The sequence below is a fragment of the Streptococcus sp. 27098_8_86 genome, assembly GCF_041432595.1.
Lineage (GTDB): Bacteria > Bacillota > Bacilli > Lactobacillales > Streptococcaceae > Streptococcus > Streptococcus pneumoniae_F.
This window is the reverse complement of record NZ_JAPVZW010000003.1, coordinates 195343-215643: the sequence shown is the minus strand read 5'-3', so window position 1 is coordinate 215643 and position 20301 is coordinate 195343. Positions and strand designations below refer to the sequence as shown.

16 protein-coding genes are annotated in these 20301 nt (G+C 41.5%); 3 read left to right on the top strand and 13 right to left on the bottom strand.

From position 1 onward, the window contains the following. Positions 1 to 1849: G5 domain-containing protein (locus tag O3616_RS04785; protein ID WP_371638238.1), on the bottom strand; the 1849-nt coding region annotated here is incomplete at its 3' end. Between the two features lie 217 nt (positions 1850 to 2066). Between O3616_RS04785 and O3616_RS04780 the strand changes: the two genes are divergently transcribed. Next, positions 2067 to 3551, top strand: a complete 1485-nt coding sequence (locus tag O3616_RS04780; RefSeq protein ID WP_371638237.1) for a M protein trans-acting positive regulator PRD domain-containing protein — start codon at positions 2067 to 2069, stop codon at positions 3549 to 3551. A gap of 49 nt (positions 3552 to 3600) precedes the next feature. Here the strand turns inward: O3616_RS04780 and yaaA are convergent, their stop codons facing one another. The 4 genes from yaaA to O3616_RS04760 form a co-directional block, all read right to left on the bottom strand. Further along, positions 3601 to 4329, bottom strand: coding sequence for a peroxide stress protein YaaA (gene yaaA / locus O3616_RS04775; protein WP_261021019.1), 729 nt, complete (start codon positions 4327 to 4329; stop codon positions 3601 to 3603). A 184-nt stretch (positions 4330 to 4513) separates the two neighbouring features. Further along, positions 4514 to 6109: a hypothetical protein gene (locus O3616_RS04770; protein WP_261021017.1), complete on the bottom strand. Its 1596-nt coding sequence runs from the start codon at positions 6107 to 6109 to the stop codon at positions 4514 to 4516. Between the two features lie 11 nt (positions 6110 to 6120). Continuing rightward, positions 6121 to 6531 carry a peptide deformylase gene (locus O3616_RS04765; RefSeq protein WP_371638236.1) on the bottom strand — a complete coding sequence of 137 codons (411 nt, stop codon included), beginning with the start codon at positions 6529 to 6531 and terminating at the stop codon, positions 6121 to 6123. A gap of 113 nt (positions 6532 to 6644) precedes the next feature. After that, positions 6645 to 9341, bottom strand: coding sequence for a cation-translocating P-type ATPase (locus O3616_RS04760; RefSeq protein WP_371638235.1), 2697 nt, complete (start codon positions 9339 to 9341; stop codon positions 6645 to 6647). A 307-nt stretch (positions 9342 to 9648) separates the two neighbouring features. On the opposite strand from O3616_RS04760, the gene mntE reads away from it, so the two are divergent. Continuing rightward, positions 9649 to 10833: a CDF family manganese efflux transporter MntE gene (gene mntE, locus O3616_RS04755; RefSeq protein WP_140224323.1), complete on the top strand. Its 1185-nt coding sequence runs from the start codon at positions 9649 to 9651 to the stop codon at positions 10831 to 10833. 37 nt (positions 10834 to 10870) lie between these two features. Here mntE and O3616_RS04750 read toward each other — a convergent pair whose 3' ends face one another. The 8 genes from O3616_RS04750 to cdaA all read right to left on the bottom strand — a co-directional run bounded on the left by O3616_RS04750 (position 10871) and on the right by cdaA (position 19156). Then, on the bottom strand, positions 10871 to 12742 hold the full coding sequence (locus O3616_RS04750) for an ABC-F family ATP-binding cassette domain-containing protein (protein WP_371638234.1): 1872 nt from the start codon (positions 12740 to 12742) through the stop codon (positions 10871 to 10873). After that, positions 12739 to 13938 (bottom strand): CCA tRNA nucleotidyltransferase, encoded by a 1200-nt coding sequence (locus O3616_RS04745; protein WP_371638233.1) that lies wholly within the window; start codon positions 13936 to 13938, stop codon positions 12739 to 12741. The genes O3616_RS04750 and O3616_RS04745 overlap by 4 nt, the downstream gene beginning before the upstream one ends. Beyond that, entirely contained in the window at positions 13935 to 14702 is a 768-nt protein-coding gene (gene dapB, locus O3616_RS04740) for a 4-hydroxy-tetrahydrodipicolinate reductase (protein WP_247932136.1), read from the bottom strand. Before dapB ends, O3616_RS04745 begins: the two co-directional genes overlap by 4 nt. A gap of 155 nt (positions 14703 to 14857) precedes the next feature. Then, a complete protein-coding gene (locus O3616_RS04735) occupies positions 14858 to 15706 on the bottom strand; it encodes a DegV family protein (RefSeq protein WP_049551633.1) in 849 nt (282 codons plus the stop codon). A gap of 1 nt (position 15707) precedes the next feature. Continuing rightward, positions 15708 to 16082 (bottom strand): DUF1149 family protein, encoded by a 375-nt coding sequence (locus O3616_RS04730; protein WP_049487011.1) that lies wholly within the window; start codon positions 16080 to 16082, stop codon positions 15708 to 15710. A gap of 73 nt (positions 16083 to 16155) precedes the next feature. Then, positions 16156 to 17508: a phosphoglucosamine mutase gene (glmM, locus tag O3616_RS04725; protein ID WP_049487012.1), complete on the bottom strand. Its 1353-nt coding sequence runs from the start codon at positions 17506 to 17508 to the stop codon at positions 16156 to 16158. A 24-nt stretch (positions 17509 to 17532) separates the two neighbouring features. Next, a complete protein-coding gene (locus tag O3616_RS04720; protein ID WP_042750804.1) occupies positions 17533 to 18312 on the bottom strand; it encodes a YbbR-like domain-containing protein in 780 nt (259 codons plus the stop codon). Continuing rightward, positions 18299 to 19156 carry a diadenylate cyclase CdaA gene (gene cdaA, locus O3616_RS04715; protein WP_049491656.1) on the bottom strand — a complete coding sequence of 286 codons (858 nt, stop codon included), beginning with the start codon at positions 19154 to 19156 and terminating at the stop codon, positions 18299 to 18301. Before cdaA ends, O3616_RS04720 begins: the two co-directional genes overlap by 14 nt. 137 nt (positions 19157 to 19293) lie before the next feature. Here cdaA and O3616_RS04710 point away from each other — a divergent pair, with 137 nt between their 5' ends. Beyond that, a complete protein-coding gene (locus tag O3616_RS04710; protein WP_371638232.1) occupies positions 19294 to 20262 on the top strand; it encodes an NAD(P)/FAD-dependent oxidoreductase in 969 nt (322 codons plus the stop codon). Positions 20263 to 20301: the final 39 nt, after the last annotated feature.

Below are 20301 nucleotides of genomic sequence, written 5' to 3'. Positions count from 1 at the left end.
CTTTTTCACCTTTAGCACCTTGTGCCCCAGTGAGACCGCGTTCACCTTGGTCTCCTTTTTCACCTTTAGCACCATCTTTAATAGCAATTCTTTGAACAAGTTCGTCTACACCTTCAGTGTAAACACCGTTACCATCATTATCAAGATAGAAAGTGAGGTTATTGGTATCACCGATTTTATTTTGATCAACACGTGGTTTTACAGTTTCAATGAATTCTTTAGCAACACCGATTTGAACAATACGTGGTTTAGCTTCTTTAGTAACTCTATTACTAATTGGCAAGCCTAGGATTGTTTCATTACCTAATCGATGAACTTTATAGGTAATTTGACGTTGTCCTTTTTCACCTTCTCTAACTAATCTAGTCTCACCTTCTGGCAATTTACTAGTTGGAAGATAGATAGTTTGGAATTCAAGTTCTTCTGTAACAGTCTTGTTACTAGTACCACCATTTGGATTTGCATCCAAGAGGAGTGGATTTGCTCTGTAATAATAGTTGGAGTTACTGTATGGGTCATTGCTAGTAGCGGCACCGCCACCACCTTGGTCCACGTTAAAAGTAACTGGTTTCAAACGAACAGACAAGTCACCATTTGGATTAATGATAGGCAAACTAAATCTGATTGTTTGTTCCATATTTGTTGAAGTAGCAGAGGTCATACTGTATCCTGAGTGAGATACGAAGTTGGCACCCTGGCTAATAGGTTTTGATTGCTCTCTTAATCTTGGAGTTGTGATGGTTGCATTTGAAGGATTTCCAAATCCATCCCCTTTGTCCAAGATAAAGTTATTATTAACAAATTCACCTGGACCAGAGTATCTAATTGTGAAATTCAATCTATTACCTTGACGTACTGTTGTTACATCGTAATGAATTGAATTACCACCACGTGAGTTTCCGTAGCCACGGAAACTATAACTACGACCACCTTGACTAATATCTGTAAATGCAACTGTATTTCCAGAACCTGAAACAATTGGGTTAGCTGGATTGCTAGCTGCTCTAAAGCCACTGTGCCCTTTATCCAAGTCTTCTTTACGGATAGCTGGATTTTGGCGAGCGTCAGAAAGGCTAAGAGCTGGTTTCAAAAGTTCATTTGTAGATGCAGGTCTTGACGTAGCTTCTACTTTAACAGGTGTGCTAGTTGGCAAAACAGTACTATCAACAGCTGAACGATCAGTTGTTGCAACTGGTTTAGCTTCTTCTTTGGCTTCTGCAGCGTCAGCTTTCTTCACTACAGGAGTTTCTGATACAGTTCCTTTATCAGAGTTAGAACGAAGTTCTAGACCAATAATAGCCGATTGAATAGATGACTCTGCTGCTGATAATTCAACTTCAGTTGCATCTGCTTTCCCAAGCAAGCTTTGACCAGCTTGGATACTTGCTTGCAAGTTTGCAGCACTTGCTTCTGTATATAACTTACTCTCAAGTTTTTTAGCACGCGAAAGAGCCGTTAACAATTTTGACTTGTCAACAGCATCTTGATGCGTTACTTCTTCTTTTTTATCTTTTGCTTCTTCAACTTTTTCTGCTGGTCTAGTAGCTTCTTCAGTTTTAGCTGGAGTCGTTTCTACTGGGTTCGCAACAGTTGGAGCTGCATAAGTTGTTTCTTTTTTAGGTGTAGAAACTTCTGCTGGTTTAGTAGCTTCATCTACCTTATCAACAGAAACACTGTTAGTTGCTTCTGGATGTTGTTCCTCCGCTTGTACTGATTGCGCATTGGCAGCAGTTCCCAAGACTAAGGCTGTCCCGAGCAAGACACTAGCTGCACCAAAGTGATACTTACGAATAGAGTATCGTTGTTGCATGCTATACCAGTCAAATGATTTCTTATGTGAATGTTTCATTTTAAACTCCTAGATAATATTTTATAGTTCCTACTCTACAACCATTTGATATATAAATCAATATTTTCTATACAATTAATATATTCTCTTTTTGTACCTAAAAGTCACTTATATTATTCTAATTTTTCTGACTAATTCAGACAATTTTTCTACTCCGACATTTTTGTACACTTTAGACAATAATATGATATAATGAAAATAGGAGGAAATTACCAATATGCGCAACCTTTTATCCACAAAAGATCAAAGACAATTACGTTTAATGGAAACCTTAATTCAGAATCGTAATTGGATGAAATTGCATGAACTAGCCGAAAAATTAGGATGTACAGAACGAATCTTAAAAAGTGATTTAAATGAATTACGTGTTGCCTTTCCATCTATTGACATCCAATCTTCTGTTAACGGAATCATGATAGATTTAGAAGTTAACACTAGTGTAGAAGATATTTATCAATATTTTCTTGCTAATTCTCAATCTTTTCAATTACTAGAGTATCTGTTTTTTAATGAGGGGCTACCTATTTATCGAACAATAGAAAATCTTCACTCTAGTAATGCCAACCTCTATCGACTGGGCAGAAATATTACAAAAACTCTATCAACTCAATTCCAAATTGAACTATCTTTTACTCCATCCGAGATACGTGGGAATGAGATTGATATACGCTATTTTTTTGCTCAATACTTTTCTGAGCGCTATTATTTCTTAGACTGGCCTTTTCCTGATCTTCCTGAGGAAGATTTAACAGAGTTTGTTGACTTCTTCTATAAAATCACGAATTATCCAATGCGATTTTCAATTTATAGAATGTACAAACTGATGATAGCTATCAGTATTTACCGCATCAAAAATGGTCATTTTATCGACTTACCAAATCATTTCTATGATGAATACTATCCTATTTTGGCGAGTATTCCAAACTTTGAGGAGATACTTGTTCATTTCTCTGAAAAACTGGGACTTGAAATCACTCCAGATATCATTGCACAAATTTTTATTTCCTTTATTCAAAGTAACATTTTCTTAGATCCTCAAGAATTCTTCAACTCTTTAGAAGAGAACAGTGAAGCAAGACACTCTTACCAATTACTGAGTCAAATACTAGAACGCCTATCAAAACAATATAAGATTACTTTTACCAACCACGATGAGCTGATTTGGCATTTACACAACACCGCTTTCTTTGAAAGACAGGAAATCTTTTCTACCCCAATCTTATTTGAACAAAAAGCATTGACGATTAAAAAATTTGAAGTTTACTTCCCAGACTTTATGGGAAGTGCACGTCAAGAACTGGCCCAATATCGACAATCAATTGGACAGCATGACCATCCTGAACAGTTGGAACACTTGATGTATACCATCTTAACCCATGCTGAAAACCTCTCTACTCAGTTGTTAGAAAATCGACCACCTATCAAGGTTTTGATTATCAGTAACTTTGACCATGCTATCTCCCTTACCTTTGTTGATATGCTTTCTTATTACTGTAATAACCGTTTTACCTTCGATATTTGGGATGAATTAGAAACAAGTCCTGAGATTTTAAATCAGACAGGTTATGATATCATCGTGTCTAATTTCTATATTCCAGGAATTACCAAGAAGTTTATTTGTCAAAATCATCTGTCAATAATGGATTTGGTTAATCATCTTAATACTTTATCAAATGAGATTCATATATCGAATACTTTATAAGATAGAAAAAGTCAGCATAATCCTGCTGACTTTTTCTCTTATCTGATTTCTATACTTCCTTAACAAAAACCAATTCCTGTGGTTGGGACAGATCTTCTCGGTAGGCAAATCCTGCAAAGCTTAACTGGCAAGCTTCCTCAACCGTCTGCACTTGATTTTCTATCAGGGCTGTCAGGAAGGCACCACGCGCTTTCTTAGAAATAGTTGAATGAATCTTCAGCTGACCACCTCTATCCTCCATGAATTTGAAGGTCACCATCTTTTCTCTAATTTCCTTAGAAAATACAGTCTCAAATTCTGATGACAAGAGAGAGAAAATCACTTCTTCCTTCTTCACAGCTTCATCATAAGCTGCCTTCCAATGGCTCTTCAAAGTCTTGCCAGCGACTTTTAACTTCATCAAAAAGTCCAAACGGTGAGGAGCCATAGGTGACAAGGCTGGAATGACACCGTACAAAGCCGAAGTGATGAGTACATGATTTTCAAGATAGGCTTGTTCTGCCTCGGTCAATTTATCTCGCTTGATATGGCGATACATGAGCCCATCAAAAAGTTTCAAGGCTGGATAGTGTTGAGCAGTTTGTTTTTTTAAAGCTTGGATATGTTGAAATTCTTCCGCCGCCTTCTCGGCTGATACCTTGTAAAAACTCTCCAATTGACTAGCAGAATAGAGGGCCAAGGCATCCAGCACGGCCTGACTTTCTGGTTTTAAAGGAGCGGCTTCAATACTTGGCAAATCTGTGTTCATTTCTTTTGCTGTTGGGATTAAAATTTTCATATTGATAGTGTAGCATATTTTTTTGCCACTACCAAGAAATTCATCTGAAAAGAGACTGGGGAAAAGGCATTAAAATTAAAAAATGCATAGTATCAGAAATTGAGAAATCTTGATACTATACGTTTTATGATGGAAAGATTTACTTTATTTTTCCTGAAATTGAGGTTTTGCCCAGCCTCTCCTCTTACTGCACTTTAAAGGTCTTGAGATAGTTGTCTTTTCCTACTTGACCTTCGAAGGTTTTACCATTTTCAAGGTAAGGAAGGTCATCTGATACTGAGGCCTTGACCTTATATATCTTACCATCAACTTTAAAGAAGTAGACGGTGTCGCCCTTGATAACAGCTGATTTGAGGTCTGCCACCACACCCTTAATGCTTTCTGTTGTTTCATTATCAATTTCAAGGTCGTTTTTATTGGCGTACTTGCTGAGCAATTCTTCTACTGTAGTAGCTACGATGACATTTTGGTACTCGACTGCGTCCACCAGAGCATACTCTTTGACCAAACCAGCATTATCCTTCAAGCCCATGATGTACAAAGGCTTGTCATTGAGGTTGATGAGGATTGGGAAGGTTGCCTTGTAGGATTTCTCCTGAACAGCACCTTCGGCTGATTCACGGGCTGATTCTTCGGTCGCAGAAGCCAAGCTGTACTTCGTGATCTCTCCTGTTCGCATATTTTCAAGGATGAAACCAAGATTACTTTCATCTGCATTGGCCGATGTCACACCTGTGTAGAGGTAGATATCATTACCGATAGACAAGTAATTATAGCCCTTAGTAGTCTGGGTCACGTTTTTCTTGGAAATCATGGCATTCCAGAAACCGTCCTTGTACTTACCGTTGTAGTTGATTTGCTCAATGGTTTCCTCAGCTGGATAGACCCTGTCCACCCATTCTGGAACATCTGACAAGCTGTATTCCTTGGTCTCTCCATTTGTGGCATCCAAGATAATGACTGAAACAGGACGAGGAACTGCAAGCCCAAATTGCTTTTGGTAAACCGTTGCTACATAGAAAGGATTACCCTCATCGTCCACCTCAAAAGATGGAGTCTTGAAGATTTTAGTTGGGTACTTCAAGCGTAGGTGACGTTTGACGTCACGGTTAAAATACTCCGAGTCCGAATACTTGATTGGTGTCTTCAAGTCCACCAAGTTCGCATTTCCAGTTACCATGTCTACCTTGATATACTCGCCGATTCCCTTGGCCTGATTATTAAACCACTTGATAGGATCTGCGTATTCTAGTGGCGTAACTCGATAAGGTTTCCCATCAATCGTCAATTGGGTATAGGTGTCTGCCGCTACGTACTGCGACACCTTATCCGTTAGGGAACCCAAGTAGCGGTCCCCAATTTTTTCAGCGGTACTTCTATCTAAGATAGGAACCTTACTGGTATCAGTCTTAGGAAATTCAGTAAAGTCTTTTTCCGTCACCGTGACTACATTGGCATAATTTTTAGCCTGAAAAATGCTGGAGGTCACCAAGGAAACTAAACCAGCTAAGAGAAGAATTCCTCCAATAGAAGCTAAAAGGATTTTCCCTAATCGATTGATTTTGAAACTCTCTAGATTTAAGGCAGCTTCCGCTTTACCGTGGCGCACATGAACCGTTTTGACAAGGTTTATCCCCTTGCCAAAACCAAATAAGACTGCTAAAACCAGCAAATGCCCACAGAGGAAAAAAAGAAATTCCCAGCTGGTCAGGTTAAGAGGTGGTAAAAAGATATACCAGGTCGTTGCGATAAAAATAAGTTCAAAGACTATTCGTTTCATTTGCTTTCCTCCTAAATGATTCGTCCTTCCAAGTGATCCAGTTCATGCTGGCAAATCTGGGCTGGGAAGCCTGTCAAGGTAATGGTCTGTTCCTGCCACTTGCTGTCACGATAGGCAACCCTTATAGTTTCATAGCGCTTAGTAGGTCTCACACCTACCAAGGACAAACAGCCTTCCTCTGTCTCATAAGCTCCTTCAAAAGACAGGAGCACTGGGTTAAACATGACAACAGGAACCAGGCCAAGATTAAAGATAATCACGCGCTTCTGCACCCCAATCATATTGGCAGCTAAACCAACACAGGTCTCGCGATTCGCTAAAAGCGTATCCTGTAAATCTCTGGCAAGATAAAGGTCTTCCTGACTTGCCGGCTGAGACACCTGAGATAAAAATAAGATATCCTTTACAATTTTCTTCTCCACTTCCTCACACTCCTCTTTCTTTTTACTATATTATAGCAATTATAGCACAAAAGCCGATAACTGCAAGCCCTTTCCCTTAACTGTAGCAAAAAGCCATCCGAAGATGACTTTTTTTATATCGCATTCTTATCAAAACCAAGTTTACGTTGAACAAACTTGACCATTTCGACAATAATAATCATTGAGAAGCTTCCAGCCATAACAATTCCCCATTGAGACAAGTCTAGTTTGGTTACGTGGAAGATTCCTTCAAGCGGTTCTACGACGATTGTTGCCATGAGAAGGATGAAGGATACCAGGATGGACCAGTTGAAGGTCTTAGACTTGAATGGGCCAACTGTCAAGATGGATTGGTAAACAGACTTGACATTATAGGCATGGAAGAGTTGAATCAAACCAAGGGTTGCAAAGGCCATAGTAAGGGCATCTGCATGAATGGCATGATTATCACCCACGTGAACTGGGTAAAGAAGAGCAAGGCCATAAACACTCATAACAATAGCTGCTTGGAGTACACCTTGATAGATGATAGAACTCAAAACACCACCTGAGAAGAAGCTTGCCTTGCGTCCACGTGGTTTATGGTTCATAACACCAGGCTCAGCAGGTTCAACACCTAGTGCAATTGCTGGGAAGGTATCCGTTACCAAGTTGATCCACAAAAGATGAACTGGCTGCAAGACGTCCCAACCAAACAAGGTTGATAGGAAGATAGTTAATACTTCAGCAGTATTGGCAGAAAGTAGATACTGAATAGTCTTTTGAATGTTTGAGAAGACCTTACGTCCTTCTTCCACTGCAACGATGATAGTCGCAAAGTTATCATCTGCAAGAATCATGTCAGAAGCCCCCTTAGAAACCTCTGTACCAGTGATTCCCATACCGATACCGATATCTGCTGTTTTCAAAGCCGGAGCATCATTGACACCGTCACCTGTCATGGCAACGACCTTACCTTGTTTTTGCCAAGCCTTGACGATACGAACCTTGTGTTCTGGAGACACACGGGCATAAACAGAGTATTGACCAACTACTTTTTCAAAGTCTTCATCAGATAGTTCGTTGAGTTCAGCACCAGTTAAAACGTGGCCTTCTGTATCATTTGCATCAATGATTCCCAAACGTTTGGCAATAGCTTCTGCAGTGTCTTGGTGGTCACCTGTAATCATAATTGGACGGATTCCCGCTTCCTTGGCTACACGAACAGCCTCAGCAGCTTCAGGACGTTCAGGGTCAATCATCCCAATCAAACCAGTAAAGATTAAATCATTTTCAAGATCTTCAGAAGTGAGGTTTTCTGGAATACTATCGATAATCTTATAGGCACCTGCAAGGACACGCAAGGCTTGATGGGCCATTTCAGAGTTGTTTGTATGAATGAGGTTTGTAACCTTCTCATCAATCGGAGCAATATCCCCAGCCTTGTCTCGAAGAACACAACGTTTTAAGAGTTGGTCTGGCGCACCTTTGACCGCTACAAGGAAACGACCATCTGGCAATGGGTGAACCGTTGACATGAGCTTACGGTCAGAGTCAAATGGCAACTCAGCCACACGTGGATATTTCTCTAAAAATCCTTTGACATCATAGCCCTTGTCCAAGGCATATTGGATGAAGGCTGTTTCGGTTGGGTCTCCGATCAGGTTTCCTTCCACATCGATTTTCGTATCATTTGCCAAAACAACGGAACGAAGAAGGGGCATTTCAAGACCTAGTTCAATGTCATCAGCTGAGTCATGTAGAACCGCATCGTAGAAGACTTTTTCGACTGTCATCTTGTTCATAGTCAGCGTACCAGTCTTATCAGAAGCGATAATTTCAGTTGAACCAAGTGTTTCTACTGCTGGCAACTTACGAACGATAGAGCTACGTTTGGCCAAAACTTGAGTACCTAGGGCAAGAACGATAGTTACGATAGCTGGGAGCCCTTCTGGGATAGCTGCAACAGCAAGGGCAACAGAGGTCATCAACTCACCAAGTGGATTTTTCCCTTGAATGAAGACACCCACTACAAAAGTAACAAGGGCAATGACCAAGATAGCATAGGTCAAGACCTTAGAAAGGTTGTTCAAGTTTTGTTTAAGTGGTGTATCCGTCTCATCCGCATCTTGAAGCATGCCAGCGATATGACCAACTTCCGTGTACATCCCTGTATTGACAACAACACCAAGACCACGACCATAGGTTACGTTAGAGTTTTGGAAGGCCATATTCACACGATCACCAATACCAGCATCTGCAGCAAGCTCGACTGTCAAGTCTTTTTCGACTGGCACAGACTCACCTGTAAGAGCTGCTTCTTCAATTTTAAGAGAGTTAGCTTCTAATAAACGAAGATCCGCTGGTACTACATCACCTGCTTCAAGGGCAACGATATCTCCAGGTACCAATTCTTTAGAGTCAATCTCCGCCATATGCCCATCACGAAGAACGCGGGCAGCTGGACTAGACATGGATTTGAGGGCTTCGATAGCTTCTTCTGCTTTCCCTTCTTGGTAAACACCAAAGGCAGCGTTGATGATAACCACAGCTAGGATGATAATGGCATCTGCGATATCTTCCCCACCAGAAGTCACGACTGACAAGATTGCTGCCGCAACTAGGATGATAATCATCAAATCCTTAAATTGCTCAATAAATTTGACCAGGATTGATCGTTTCTCGCCTTCTTCGAGTTCATTGTGGCCAAATTCGGCAAGGCGCTTTTCCGCCTCACTTGATGACAAACCTTGCTCGGTCGCATCCACAGCCTTCAAGACCTCTTCAGGACTCTGAGTGTAAAACGCTTGGCGTTTTTGTTCTTTTGACATGTGTCTCCTCCTTGACATTGTGTGCAAAACAGACTCTCTTTTCCCTCATCGCATCTTTTCACGACAAACAAAAAGAGACCTGTTAATCATAACAAGTCTCGCTGTTTAAGATAGGGCCGGAAAGCATACTTTTCAGTATAAAATTCGGAATGACGACACTATCACAGGTTTCTGCCAGCTACTCCCTTGAGTAGTACTATTATACCAAATTTTAAAAAGTTTTCAAAGAGTAAAAACTGCCTTATTTGAATTTTCCCTTGAAAACCAGTATAATGGTAGAATACTATGTGACTAGAAAGGAAGTTGAATGAAGCAATCTATCTCAAATCTCAAGTTAGCTGAGCGTGGAGCCATTATCAGTATTTCGACCTATTTGATCTTGTCTGCAGCCAAATTAGCTACTGGGCATCTTCTTCATTCATCCAGTTTGGTGGCCGATGGTTTTAACAACGTGTCGGACATCATTGGAAATGTTGCCCTCTTGATAGGCATTCGGATGGCACGCCAGCCTGCAGACCGTGACCACCGTTTTGGTCACTGGAAGATTGAAGATTTGGCTAGCTTAATCACTTCCATCATCATGTTTTATGTCGGTTTCGATGTACTTCGGGATACCATTCAAAAAATTCTCAGTCATGAAGAAACGGTCATTGACCCTCTTGGTGCAACCCTAGGAATCATTTCTGCAGCGATTATGTTTCTAGTTTATCTCTACAATACTCGCCTCAGTAAGAAATCCAACTCCAAGGCACTAAAGGCTGCCGCTAAGGACAATCTTTCTGATGCTGTTACCTCACTTGGTACTAGCATTGCTATCCTAGCTAGCAGTTTCAATTATCCCATTGTGGATAAACTGGTTGCCATTATCATCACTTTCTTTATCTTGAAAACTGCCTATGATATCTTCATCGAGTCTTCCTTTAGTCTTTCAGATGGCTTCGACGACCGCCTGCTTGAGGACTACCAAAAGGCCATCATGGAAATTCCCAAAATCAGCAAGGTTAAGTCGCAAAGAGGTCGTACCTACGGTAGCAATATCTACCTGGATATCACGCTGGAGATGAATCCTGACTTGTCTGTTTTTGAGAGTCATGAAATCGCGGATCAGGTCGAGTCTATGCTGGAAGAACGTTTTGGGGTTTTTGATACCGATGTCCATATTGAGCCAGCACCTATACCTGAGGATGAAATTTTAGACAATGTCTATAAAAAATTGCTCATGCGTGAACAATTGATTGACCAAGGAAATCAACTGGAAGAACTATTGGCTGACGATTTTGTCTATATTCGGCAAGATGGAGAGCAGATGAATAAAGAGGCTTATAAGACCGAAAAAGAGTTAAATGCATCTATCAAGGATATTCAAATCACTTCCATCAGTCAGAAGACCAAACTCATCTGCTATGAGTTAGATGGTATCGTCCATACCAGTATCTGGCGCCGTCACGAAACTTGGCAAAATATCTTTCATCAAGAAACTAAAAAAGAATAGAGAAATCCTGTCAATGAGACGGGATTTTTCTATTCTTCTAGCTATCAAAGTCACTTAGGTATTCATAGCGTTCGTATTTTTCAAGAAGTGCTTCGTTCTTCTCATCTAGTTCTTTTTGGAGAGTAGCCAGCTTACCAAAGTCGGAGCCGTTGGCCTGCATCTCCTCTTCAATAGCAGAGATACGATCTTCCAAGGCTTCAATATCACCTTCAATACTTGCCCACTCCTGCTTTTCTTGGTAGGTCATGCGTTTCTTGTCTTCTCGGACCTTAATCACCTTTTCCTTTTCGGCCTTTTGCACTTGATTAGCCATCTCTGTTTCAAAGGCTTTCTCATCAAGATAGTCGGTGTAATGACCAAAGAAAGGACGAATCTTTCCATCATCAAAAGCCAGAATCTTAGTCGCTACCTTATCCAAGAAATAGCGGTCATGGCTAACTGTCAAAACAGGACCCGCAAATCCTTGCAAGAAATTCTCCAAAACTGTCAAGGTTGCAATGTCCAAATCATTGGTTGGCTCGTCTAAAAGAAGAACATTTGGTTTTTCCAAGAGCAATTTGAGGAGATAAAGACGTTTTTTCTCTCCCCCTGACAATTTCTCAATCAAGGTTCCATGAGTCGAACGTGGGAAAAGGAACTGCTCCAACAACTCAGCAATGGAAGTCGTAGAACCACCGCTGGTCTTGACCTCTTCTGCCACTTCCTGCAAGTAATTGATCACTCGCTTGCTTTCATCCAAGCCCTCAATTTGCTGAGAGAAATAGGCGATGCGAACAGTTTCCCCAATCACAACTTGTCCTGCTGTCGGCTCAAGAATGCCTGCAATCAAGTTAAGGAGAGTTGATTTCCCAACACCGTTGTCCCCAACAATTCCAATACGATCTTTAGCCTGTACCAAGAGATTAAAATCTTGCAAAATAGGCTTGTTTTCATAGGCAAAGAAAACATCCTGAAACTCGATAACTTTCTTCCCAATCCGACTGGTTTCAAAGTTCATGGTCAAGTCTGTCTCAGCAACGCCACCTGAAACTTCTTTCTTTAAATCATGGAAACGATTGATACGAGCCTGCTGCTTGGTCGCACGCGCCTGCGGTTGTCTGCGCATCCATGCCAATTCTTGCTTATAAAGTTGTTCCTTTTTGTGGAGAAGAGCTGCATCGCGCTCATCCTGTTCCGCCTTAAGGCGAACATAGTCCTGATAATTCCCTTGATACTCTGTCAATCCAGCTCGATCCAATTCGAAAATCCGAGTTGACAAAGCATCTAGGAAATAGCGATCGTGGGTGATAAAAAGGACGGTCTTCTTAGAATTTTTCAAAAAGAGGGTCAGCCACTCGATGGTCGCAATGTCCAGATGGTTGGTTGGCTCATCCAAAAGCAAAAGGTCGTGATTGCCAAGTAAGACTTGCGCCAACTGAACCCGTCTTCTCAGACCACCTGACAATTCCCCAACAGGAGTAGATAAGTCCTGAATCCCCAGCTTGCTGAGAACAGTCTTGACCTGACTCTCAATTTCCCAAGCTTGGAGAGAATCCATTTCAGCCATGACACGTTCCAAACGCGCCTGTTTGTCATCACTATAGTTGAGCATAATCAATTCATACTCACGAATGAGCTGGATTTCCTTTAGTTCACTAGATAGAACCGTATCCAAGACCGTCTTGCTATCATCAAAATCAGGGTCTTGAGTCAAGTAACCAATCTGGTAATCATTCTTAGCTGAAAAAGGACTAACATCCCCATCAAATCCAGAAACACCAGAAACAACATCTAAAAGGGTGGTCTTCCCTGTTCCATTGACACCAATCAAACCAATTCTGTCTAGGTCATGGATGATAAAGGAAATATCCTTAAAAACGGTCTTATCACCGACGGATTTACTTAGTTTTTCAACGATAAAATCACTCATTTTTTCTCCCTCAAGTAAGCATGGATGGCTTGTAGGTCATTTTCCAATGTTCCATCGACAATGGCATATTCAATCTCTGTTAAAATCTCTCCCAAGTCTGGGCCCGGCTGATAACCATATTCCTTGATCAAAATACCACCGTTGATTTGGATTTCTTTCTTATCATGAATGGTAAGACTCTGGTAGGTTTCTGTGATGACTTGTGGGTTGACTGGTTTTCCCTGAGCCTGACGAAGATTTTCAGCCTGTAAAAGCAAATCCAAGTCAAAGCGGTAACAATCTCGCTTGCTCAATTCTCCTTTTTCACGCAAGGCCAAAATAGTCAGTAAATCCTGAACTTGCTTGGCAAACTGGCGTGAGGTCTTCCAAGACTTCAAAAATGGCTGCGCATTTTCAATCTCCAAAGCCCACAGTAGAGCCGCCCAGGCTTGCTCTGAAGATTCAAAGGTGAAATCAGTCTCCAAATCAAACAGTCTATTGAGCTTGTCCTGGCTAGCTGCCATATCAGGGAGATAGTCATAAGCTTGACTCTCAATCATGGAAGCTAAGCCCCTTCTCCAAAATGGAGCCAGCAAGAGTTTATCAAACTCAACGAAGGTACGCTCCACAGAAATTTTCTCCAAAAGTGGCGTCAAAGTCTTCATAGCTTCAAATGTTTCTGACTCAAGCTCAAAGCCAAGACTAGCCTGAAAACGGAAACCACGCATAATCCGCAAAGCATCTTCGTTGAAACGCTCACTTGCCACTCCAACCGCCCTCAAGACTTGATTTTCCAAATCGTCTAAACCATGGAGTAAGTCAACGATTTCTCCTGTCTCATCCAAGGCAAAGGCGTTGACTGTAAAATCACGGCGTTTGAGGTCTTCTTCTAGCGAGCGCACAAAGGAAACCGCACTGGGTCTGCGATAGTCCACATAGACATCCTCTGTCCGAAAAGTGGTTACCTCATACTCCTCATCCCCATCTAAGACCAAGACAGTTCCATGCTCGATTCCGATATCGGCTGTTCGCGGAAAAATCTGCTTGGTCTCTTCTGGATAAGAAGACGTCGCAATATCCACATCATGGATGGGACGATTGAGAAGGGCATCTCTGACGGAACCCCCGACAAAATAGGCTTCAAATCCTGCTTCTTTAATTTTTTCTAATACTGGTAAAGCCTTCTGAAATTCAGAAGGCATTTGCGTTAATCTCATAATAAGTGTTCTAATCCATAGACAAGCTCATGACGCTTGACAACTTCTTTAATTCCCAAATTCACCCCTGTCATGAAGGAGCTGCGATCATAGGAGTCATGACGGAGGGTCAATCCTTCTCCTTGATTTCCAAAGATGACTTCCTGATGAGCTACCAAGCCTGGCAAACGAACTGAGTGAATACGCATGCCATCAAAGTCAGCACCACGAGCACCTGTAATCAATTCTTCCTCATCAGGCGCACCTTGCTGGGTAGACTCTCGAACTTCTGCCATTAACTCAGCTGTTTTAATAGCAGTTCCACTCGGGGCATCCTTTTTCTTATCATGATGAAGCTCGATAATCTCCACATTTGGGAAATATTTAGCAGCCTGCCTTGCAAATTGCATGAGTAAAACAGCACCCAAGGCAAAGTTAGGAGCGATCAAGCCACCCAAATCTTGGGCACGAGAAAATGCTTTTAGCTCTGCAATTTCTTCACTTGTGAAACCAGTCGTTCCAACTACTGGAGCAAAGCCATTTTCAAGAGCAAAACGTGTATTTTCGTAGGCAACAGTTGGAGTAGTAAAATCTACCCAGACATCCGCTTCAAAACCAACCAAATCAGCCTTATCCTTGAAAACAGGAATACCCTGCCATTCTGATTCAGACTCAAAGGGATCCAAAACTGCTACCAAGTCTAAGTCTGGATCAGCCAAGACCATCTGACAAGCAGCCTGCCCCATTTTACCCTTAAAACCGGCAATAATTACTCGAATACTCATATCTACTCCTGTCTAAGATACAAAGCCTATAAGAACACAAAGTGAAAATAGGAGGTCTGATCAAGGAGTAGATACTCCTTGGAAGAACTATCTTTTTCACACAAGGTTTCAGGCGTGTTCATTTGCTAACTTCTTAACTAAGCTAAAAGTCCCAACTAAATCACTGGAATATAACCTAGAGCAATGCTTCCTGCTCCTAGGTGTGTTCCAATGACACTACCAAATGTAGCAAGTGAAATATCCGTACCTACTCCAGATTCAAGTAAGTGCTGACGCAATTCTTCAGCCTTTTCAGGAGCATTCCCGTGAATGACAATGATACGGTATTGGCCTGAAGCTGTGGCTTCCTTGATAATCTCAATTAAACGCTTGGTTGCTTTCTTTTCAGTACGAACTTTTTCGTACACTTCAATCACACCTTGGTCATTGAAATAAAGAATTGGCTTAATGCTTAGCAGATTGCCCAAAATCGCAGCTCCATTTGAAAGGCGTCCACCTTTAACCAAGTGGTCCAAGTCATCGACCATGATGAAAGCAGATGTGTGACTAATCTGAATAGCTAGCTTATCCTGAATGATGGCAAAATCATCGCCCTGGTCTCGCCAATTAAAGACACTTTCAACCATGATACCCAGAGGAGCACTTGTAATCAAAGTGTCTGGGAAGGCAATGGTTAAGCCCTCATAGTCATCGACCATATACTGGATATTTTGGTAAAAACCTGAAATTCCAGAAGATAGGAAAAGCCCCAAAACATGTGTATAGCCTTGTTCTTTGAGCCAAGTTAGAATCTCATCTAACTTTGCAATACTTGGTTGACTGGTCTTAGGCAATTCAGAAGCCTGAGCCATTTTTTGGTAAAATTCCTCAGCAGTCAGATTGATGCCTTCGACATACTCTTCACCATCAATATTGACAGGAATATCCAAGACAAACAAATCTTCTCTTTGTAAGGTCTCTGCACTGAGATAGGCAGAGGAATCTGTGATAACAGCTAATTTCATATTAGAACTCCAAATTGATTCCTGGTAAGTCTAATGCAATTTCAGTTACTTCGTAAGTCAAACGGTTAAGCATGTTCAAACATGGACGGGCCAAAGTTTCAACTTCCTCTTGATTAAACTCACTTGGTTCATTGACAATACGACCTTCTACATGGTTAACTTGGGAAATCGTTCCACTGATAACAAATTTGTCAAAGACAATCATAAAACTTAAGACAACCACTAAAGATGTCACTTGATTTTCTTGGTCATGTTGGAGTAATTGGAAGTTCACATCCACCTTAGTTTCAGGAGCTCCATTTTCATTTTCCCATTCAAAATTACGCGCATCAAAATGATACTGACTAACAAATTCTTGTTCACGTTTAAGATTCATGTCTTTCTCCCTTGGCTACAATATTATAAGCTATTGTACCATAATTTTTTATTTTCATCTAGTTTTCTAGGATTTAGTCAATCCCGATTTCAGCTCGAACTACGTCTGCGATAGTATCAACATAGTAGTCCACTTCTTCTGTTGTAGGCGCTTCTGCCATGACACGCAAAAGGGGCTCTGTTCCACTTGGGCGAACAAGAATACGCCCATTCCCTGCCATTTCTTCTTCCATCTTCTCGATGATAGCCTTGATAGCTGGAACTTCCATAGCCTTTTCCTTCATGGCATTTTCCACTCGGATATTGACTAATTTTTGTGGATAAATGGTTACTTCTGCTGCCAACTCTGACAAGCTCTTACCAGTTTCCTTCATGATTTTTGTCAATTGGACAGCTGATAATTGACCATCACCAGTTGTATTGTAATCCATCAAGATGACGTGACCAGACTGTTCACCACCGAGGTTGTAGCCTGATTTTCTCATTTCTTCCACAACATAGCGGTCGCCAACTGCAGTGACTGCCTTGTTAATGCCTTCACGGTCCAAGGCCTTGTGGAAGCCAAGGTTGGACATAACAGTTGTCACAATTGTATTTTGCGCCAATTGTCCTTTTTCAGAAAGATATTTTCCGATGATGTACATAATCTTGTCACCATCAACGATGTCGCCATTTTCATCAACAGCAATCAAACGGTCACTGTCTCCGTCAAAGGCCAAACCAATAGCTGAGCCGCTTTCTTTGACCACATCTTGAAGAGCTTCTGGGTGAGTTGAACCAACATTAAGGTTGATGTTAAGACCATCTGGTGTTTCCCCGATAACAGTTAATTGAGCGCCAAGGTCTGCAAAGATTTGACGGGCACTTGTAGACGCCGCACCGTTTGCTGTGTCCAAGGCAACCTTCATTCCCTCAAGAGGAGTTCCAGTTGAAACAAGATAGCCTTCATACTTACGCAAGCCTTCTGGATAATCTACCAAGGTTCCCAAGCCTTCTGCACTTGGACGAGGAAGAGTATCTTCCGCAGCGTCTAGCAAGGCTTCAATTTCTGCTTCTTTTTCATCGTCCAGTTTGAAGCCATCACCGCCAAAGAACTTAATTCCGTTATCAAGGGCTGGATTGTGGCTAGCAGAAATCATGACACCAGCACTTGCTCCTTCAGTTTTTACCAAGTAAGCTACTGCTGGTGTCGCCAAAACACCTAGTTTGTATACGTGAATACCAACTGAAAGAAGACCAGCTACCAAGGCAGATTCTAGCATTTCCCCAGAAATACGTGTATCACGTCCTACAAAAACTTTCGGTGCTTCCGTTTCATGTTGGCTAAGAACATAGCCTCCAAAACGTCCTAGTTTAAAGGCCAATTCTGGCGTTAATTCTACATTAGCTTCTCCACGGACTCCATCAGTCCCAAAATATTTACCCATTTTTATAAAATCCTTTTCCTATTTTTAATTCGTTTTTGAACTAGTTGCTTTCGTTGACGAAGATGTCTCCGACGAACTGCTTGTTGTTGAATTTGATGTGCTTGAACTTGGTGCTACTGGTTTTGTAGTCACCTTCATTGTCGTGTCGAACGGAGTAATAACTGCCGGTAAGACAACACCATTGCGATCGATTGCCTGCAAAGGTACTGAACCACTGTAATTACCTGTTATGCGTTCGCTGGTTGGTAAAAGCGCAATAACTTTGTCAATCTTAGCTAATGTTTCCTGGTCAGTTGTGACCGAAACTCGTTCGTTTGACACGGTTATACTATCAATTTGTAACTTGGGATCAATCTGGCTTTGGTCAACTTGTGGCACAACAAGCATCCCATCTCGCTTAACCTTCTTCCCAACTTTCACTGTAATCTTTTGAGGCGTTGCCACAGCGGTCAATCCACTTGGAAGATTTTCAATATTCAAGGGAACTTCAATCGTTCCAACACTGGCATCCGTCAAATCAGCAGTTACCTTAAACTTACGAGTGCTCTCCTGCATTTCGCTGGCCAAGGTCACACGATTGGCTCCGGTTAATACCACTGAAACTTCTGATGCAAATCCGCTAATGAAATACTGGTCATCATCATAGTGAATAACAATAGGAACGTTCGTTATCGTATTGGTGTAAGTTTCTGATTTAACCTGCCTTGCGGTATTACTATTTTGAAAGTTGGTTGACGTTGCATAGATGAATAAGATACAAGCAAAAAAGAGAGATGAAATGATGTATAGACTATTTTTTCTCATATTTCCAACCTCCTAACAAACGGTCCTTGAAACTGACTTTTTCCTCAACGGCTGGCAAAAGAATTGCTCGTAGCTCTGCTTCAAATTCTTCAATCGTCAAGTCGTGCTTGAAAACACCGTTATAGGTAATAGAAATGCCACCTGTTTCCTCTGAGACGATGAAGGTCAAGGCATCGGATACTTCTGACAAACCGATAGCCGCCCGATGTCTGGTCCCAAATTCCTTTGAAATCCCTGTGCTTTCTGTCAAGGGCAGATAGGCAGAGGTGACTGCAATCCGATTTTCTCTGATAATCACAGCACCATCGTGTAGGGGAGTGTTGGGGATAAAGATATTAATAAGGAGTTCAGCTGAAATATTGGCATCCAAAGGAATCCCTGTCGCAATGTATTCTTGCAAGGTCCGAACTCGTTGGATGGCAACCAGAGCACCAATCTTACGAGGACTCATATATTCAACCGACTTGACAAAGGCACGAATCATTTGCTCTTCTGCACTAATTTGAGCAGTAGAAAAGAAATCTGTCGCCCTTCCCAAGCGTTCCAAACCAGTCCGAATCTCTGGAGAGAAGATAACAACCGCAGCAATAACCCCATAGGTGATAATTTGATTAATCAACCAAGAAATCGTTGTTAAACCAAGGATATTGGCTACAACCTGGGCTAATACAAAGATCACGACCCCACGCACCAAAATCATAATCTTGGTGCCAGCTATCGCTTTTGTAAAACGATATAAAATATAGGCCACAATCAAAATATCAAACAGATTGATGGCAATACTCCAAGGACTAGAAAACAAGCTAGTCCAATATTGCAGGTTGGATAATTGTTGAAAGTTCATCTGCTGTCTCCTCTCTATCCAAACACGTTCCTTTCTATTATACCATTTTTCTGACATTTTTTTCCCTATCCTACTTCATTTTAAATTAAGGAAAAATATGATAAAATAAACTGACTAGAAAAAACAAAGGAGAAACCATGTCTCAACTCTATGATATTACCATTGTAGGTGGTGGTCCTGTCGGGCTTTTTGCAGCCTTCTATGCTCATCTACGCCAAGCCAAGGTCCAAATCATCGACTCCCTTCCACAACTAGGTGGACAACCTGCCATTCTCTATCCTGAAAAGGAAATTTTAGACGTCCCAGGTTTCCCAAACCTGACTGGAGAAGAGTTGACCAACCGCTTGATTGAACAACTAAATGGCTTTGATACCCCTATTCATCTCAACGAAACGGTTCTTGAAATTGAAAAACAAGAAGAAGGCTTTGCCATCACAACTTCTCAAGGAAGTCACCTGTCTAAAACAGTTATCATCGCTATGGGTGGTGGTGCCTTCAAACCACGTCCTCTGGAACTAGAAGGTGTTGAGGGCTATGAAAATATCCACTACCACGTTTCTAACATTCAGCAATACGCTGGTAAGAAAGTAACGATTCTTGGTGGGGGAGACTCAGCTGTGGATTGGGCTTTGGCTTTTGAAAAAATCGCACCGACTACCCTTGTTCACCGCAGAGATAATTTCCGTGCCTTGGAACACAGTGTCCAAGCCTTGCAAGAATCATCTGTAACCATCAAAACACCATTCGTCCCAAGCCAACTCCTTGGAGATGGAAAAATGCTTGACAAGTTGGAAATCACAAAAGTTAAATCTGATGAAACAGAAACTATTGACCTAGACCACCTCTTTGTCAACTATGGTTTCAAATCTTCTGTTGGTAACCTTAAAAACTGGGGTCTGGACCTCAACCGCCACAAGATTATCGTCAACAGCAAACAGGAATCCAGCCAAGCAGGTATCTATGCTATCGGTGACTGCTGCTACTATGAAGGTAAGATTGATCTGATTGCGACAGGCCTCGGAGAAGCTCCAACTGCTGTCAACAATGCCATCAACTACATTGACCCTGAGCAAAAAGTACAACCAAAACACTCTACTAGTTTATAAAAAAGAACCACGAGTCAAATGCGATTCGTGGTTTTATAA

Bases quoted from the DNA above. Each gene is read 5' to 3' on its own strand.
- O3616_RS04780 (WP_371638237.1), top strand. From the start codon at position 2,067: ATGCGCAACCTTTTATCCACAAAAGATCAAAGACAATTACGTTTAATG.
- yaaA (WP_261021019.1), bottom strand. From the start codon at position 4,329: ATGAAAATTTTAATCCCAACAGCAAAAGAAATGAACACAGATTTGCCA.
- O3616_RS04770 (WP_261021017.1), bottom strand. From the start codon at position 6,109: ATGAAACGAATAGTCTTTGAACTTATTTTTATCGCAACGACCTGGTAT.
- O3616_RS04760 (WP_371638235.1), bottom strand. From the start codon at position 9,341: ATGTCAAAAGAACAAAAACGCCAAGCGTTTTACACTCAGAGTCCTGAA.
- mntE (WP_140224323.1), top strand. From the start codon at position 9,649: ATGAAGCAATCTATCTCAAATCTCAAGTTAGCTGAGCGTGGAGCCATT.
- O3616_RS04750 (WP_371638234.1), bottom strand. From the start codon at position 12,742: ATGAGTGATTTTATCGTTGAAAAACTAAGTAAATCCGTCGGTGATAAG.
- O3616_RS04745 (WP_371638233.1), bottom strand. From the start codon at position 13,938: ATGAGATTAACGCAAATGCCTTCTGAATTTCAGAAGGCTTTACCAGTA.
- dapB (WP_247932136.1), bottom strand. From the start codon at position 14,702: ATGAGTATTCGAGTAATTATTGCCGGTTTTAAGGGTAAAATGGGGCAG.
- O3616_RS04735 (WP_049551633.1), bottom strand. From the start codon at position 15,706: ATGAAATTAGCTGTTATCACAGATTCCTCTGCCTATCTCAGTGCAGAG.
- O3616_RS04730 (WP_049487011.1), bottom strand. From the start codon at position 16,082: ATGAATCTTAAACGTGAACAAGAATTTGTTAGTCAGTATCATTTTGAT.
- glmM (WP_049487012.1), bottom strand. From the start codon at position 17,508: ATGGGTAAATATTTTGGGACTGATGGAGTCCGTGGAGAAGCTAATGTA.
- O3616_RS04720 (WP_042750804.1), bottom strand. From the start codon at position 18,312: ATGAGAAAAAATAGTCTATACATCATTTCATCTCTCTTTTTTGCTTGT.
- cdaA (WP_049491656.1), bottom strand. From the start codon at position 19,156: ATGAACTTTCAACAATTATCCAACCTGCAATATTGGACTAGCTTGTTT.
- O3616_RS04710 (WP_371638232.1), top strand. From the start codon at position 19,294: ATGTCTCAACTCTATGATATTACCATTGTAGGTGGTGGTCCTGTCGGG.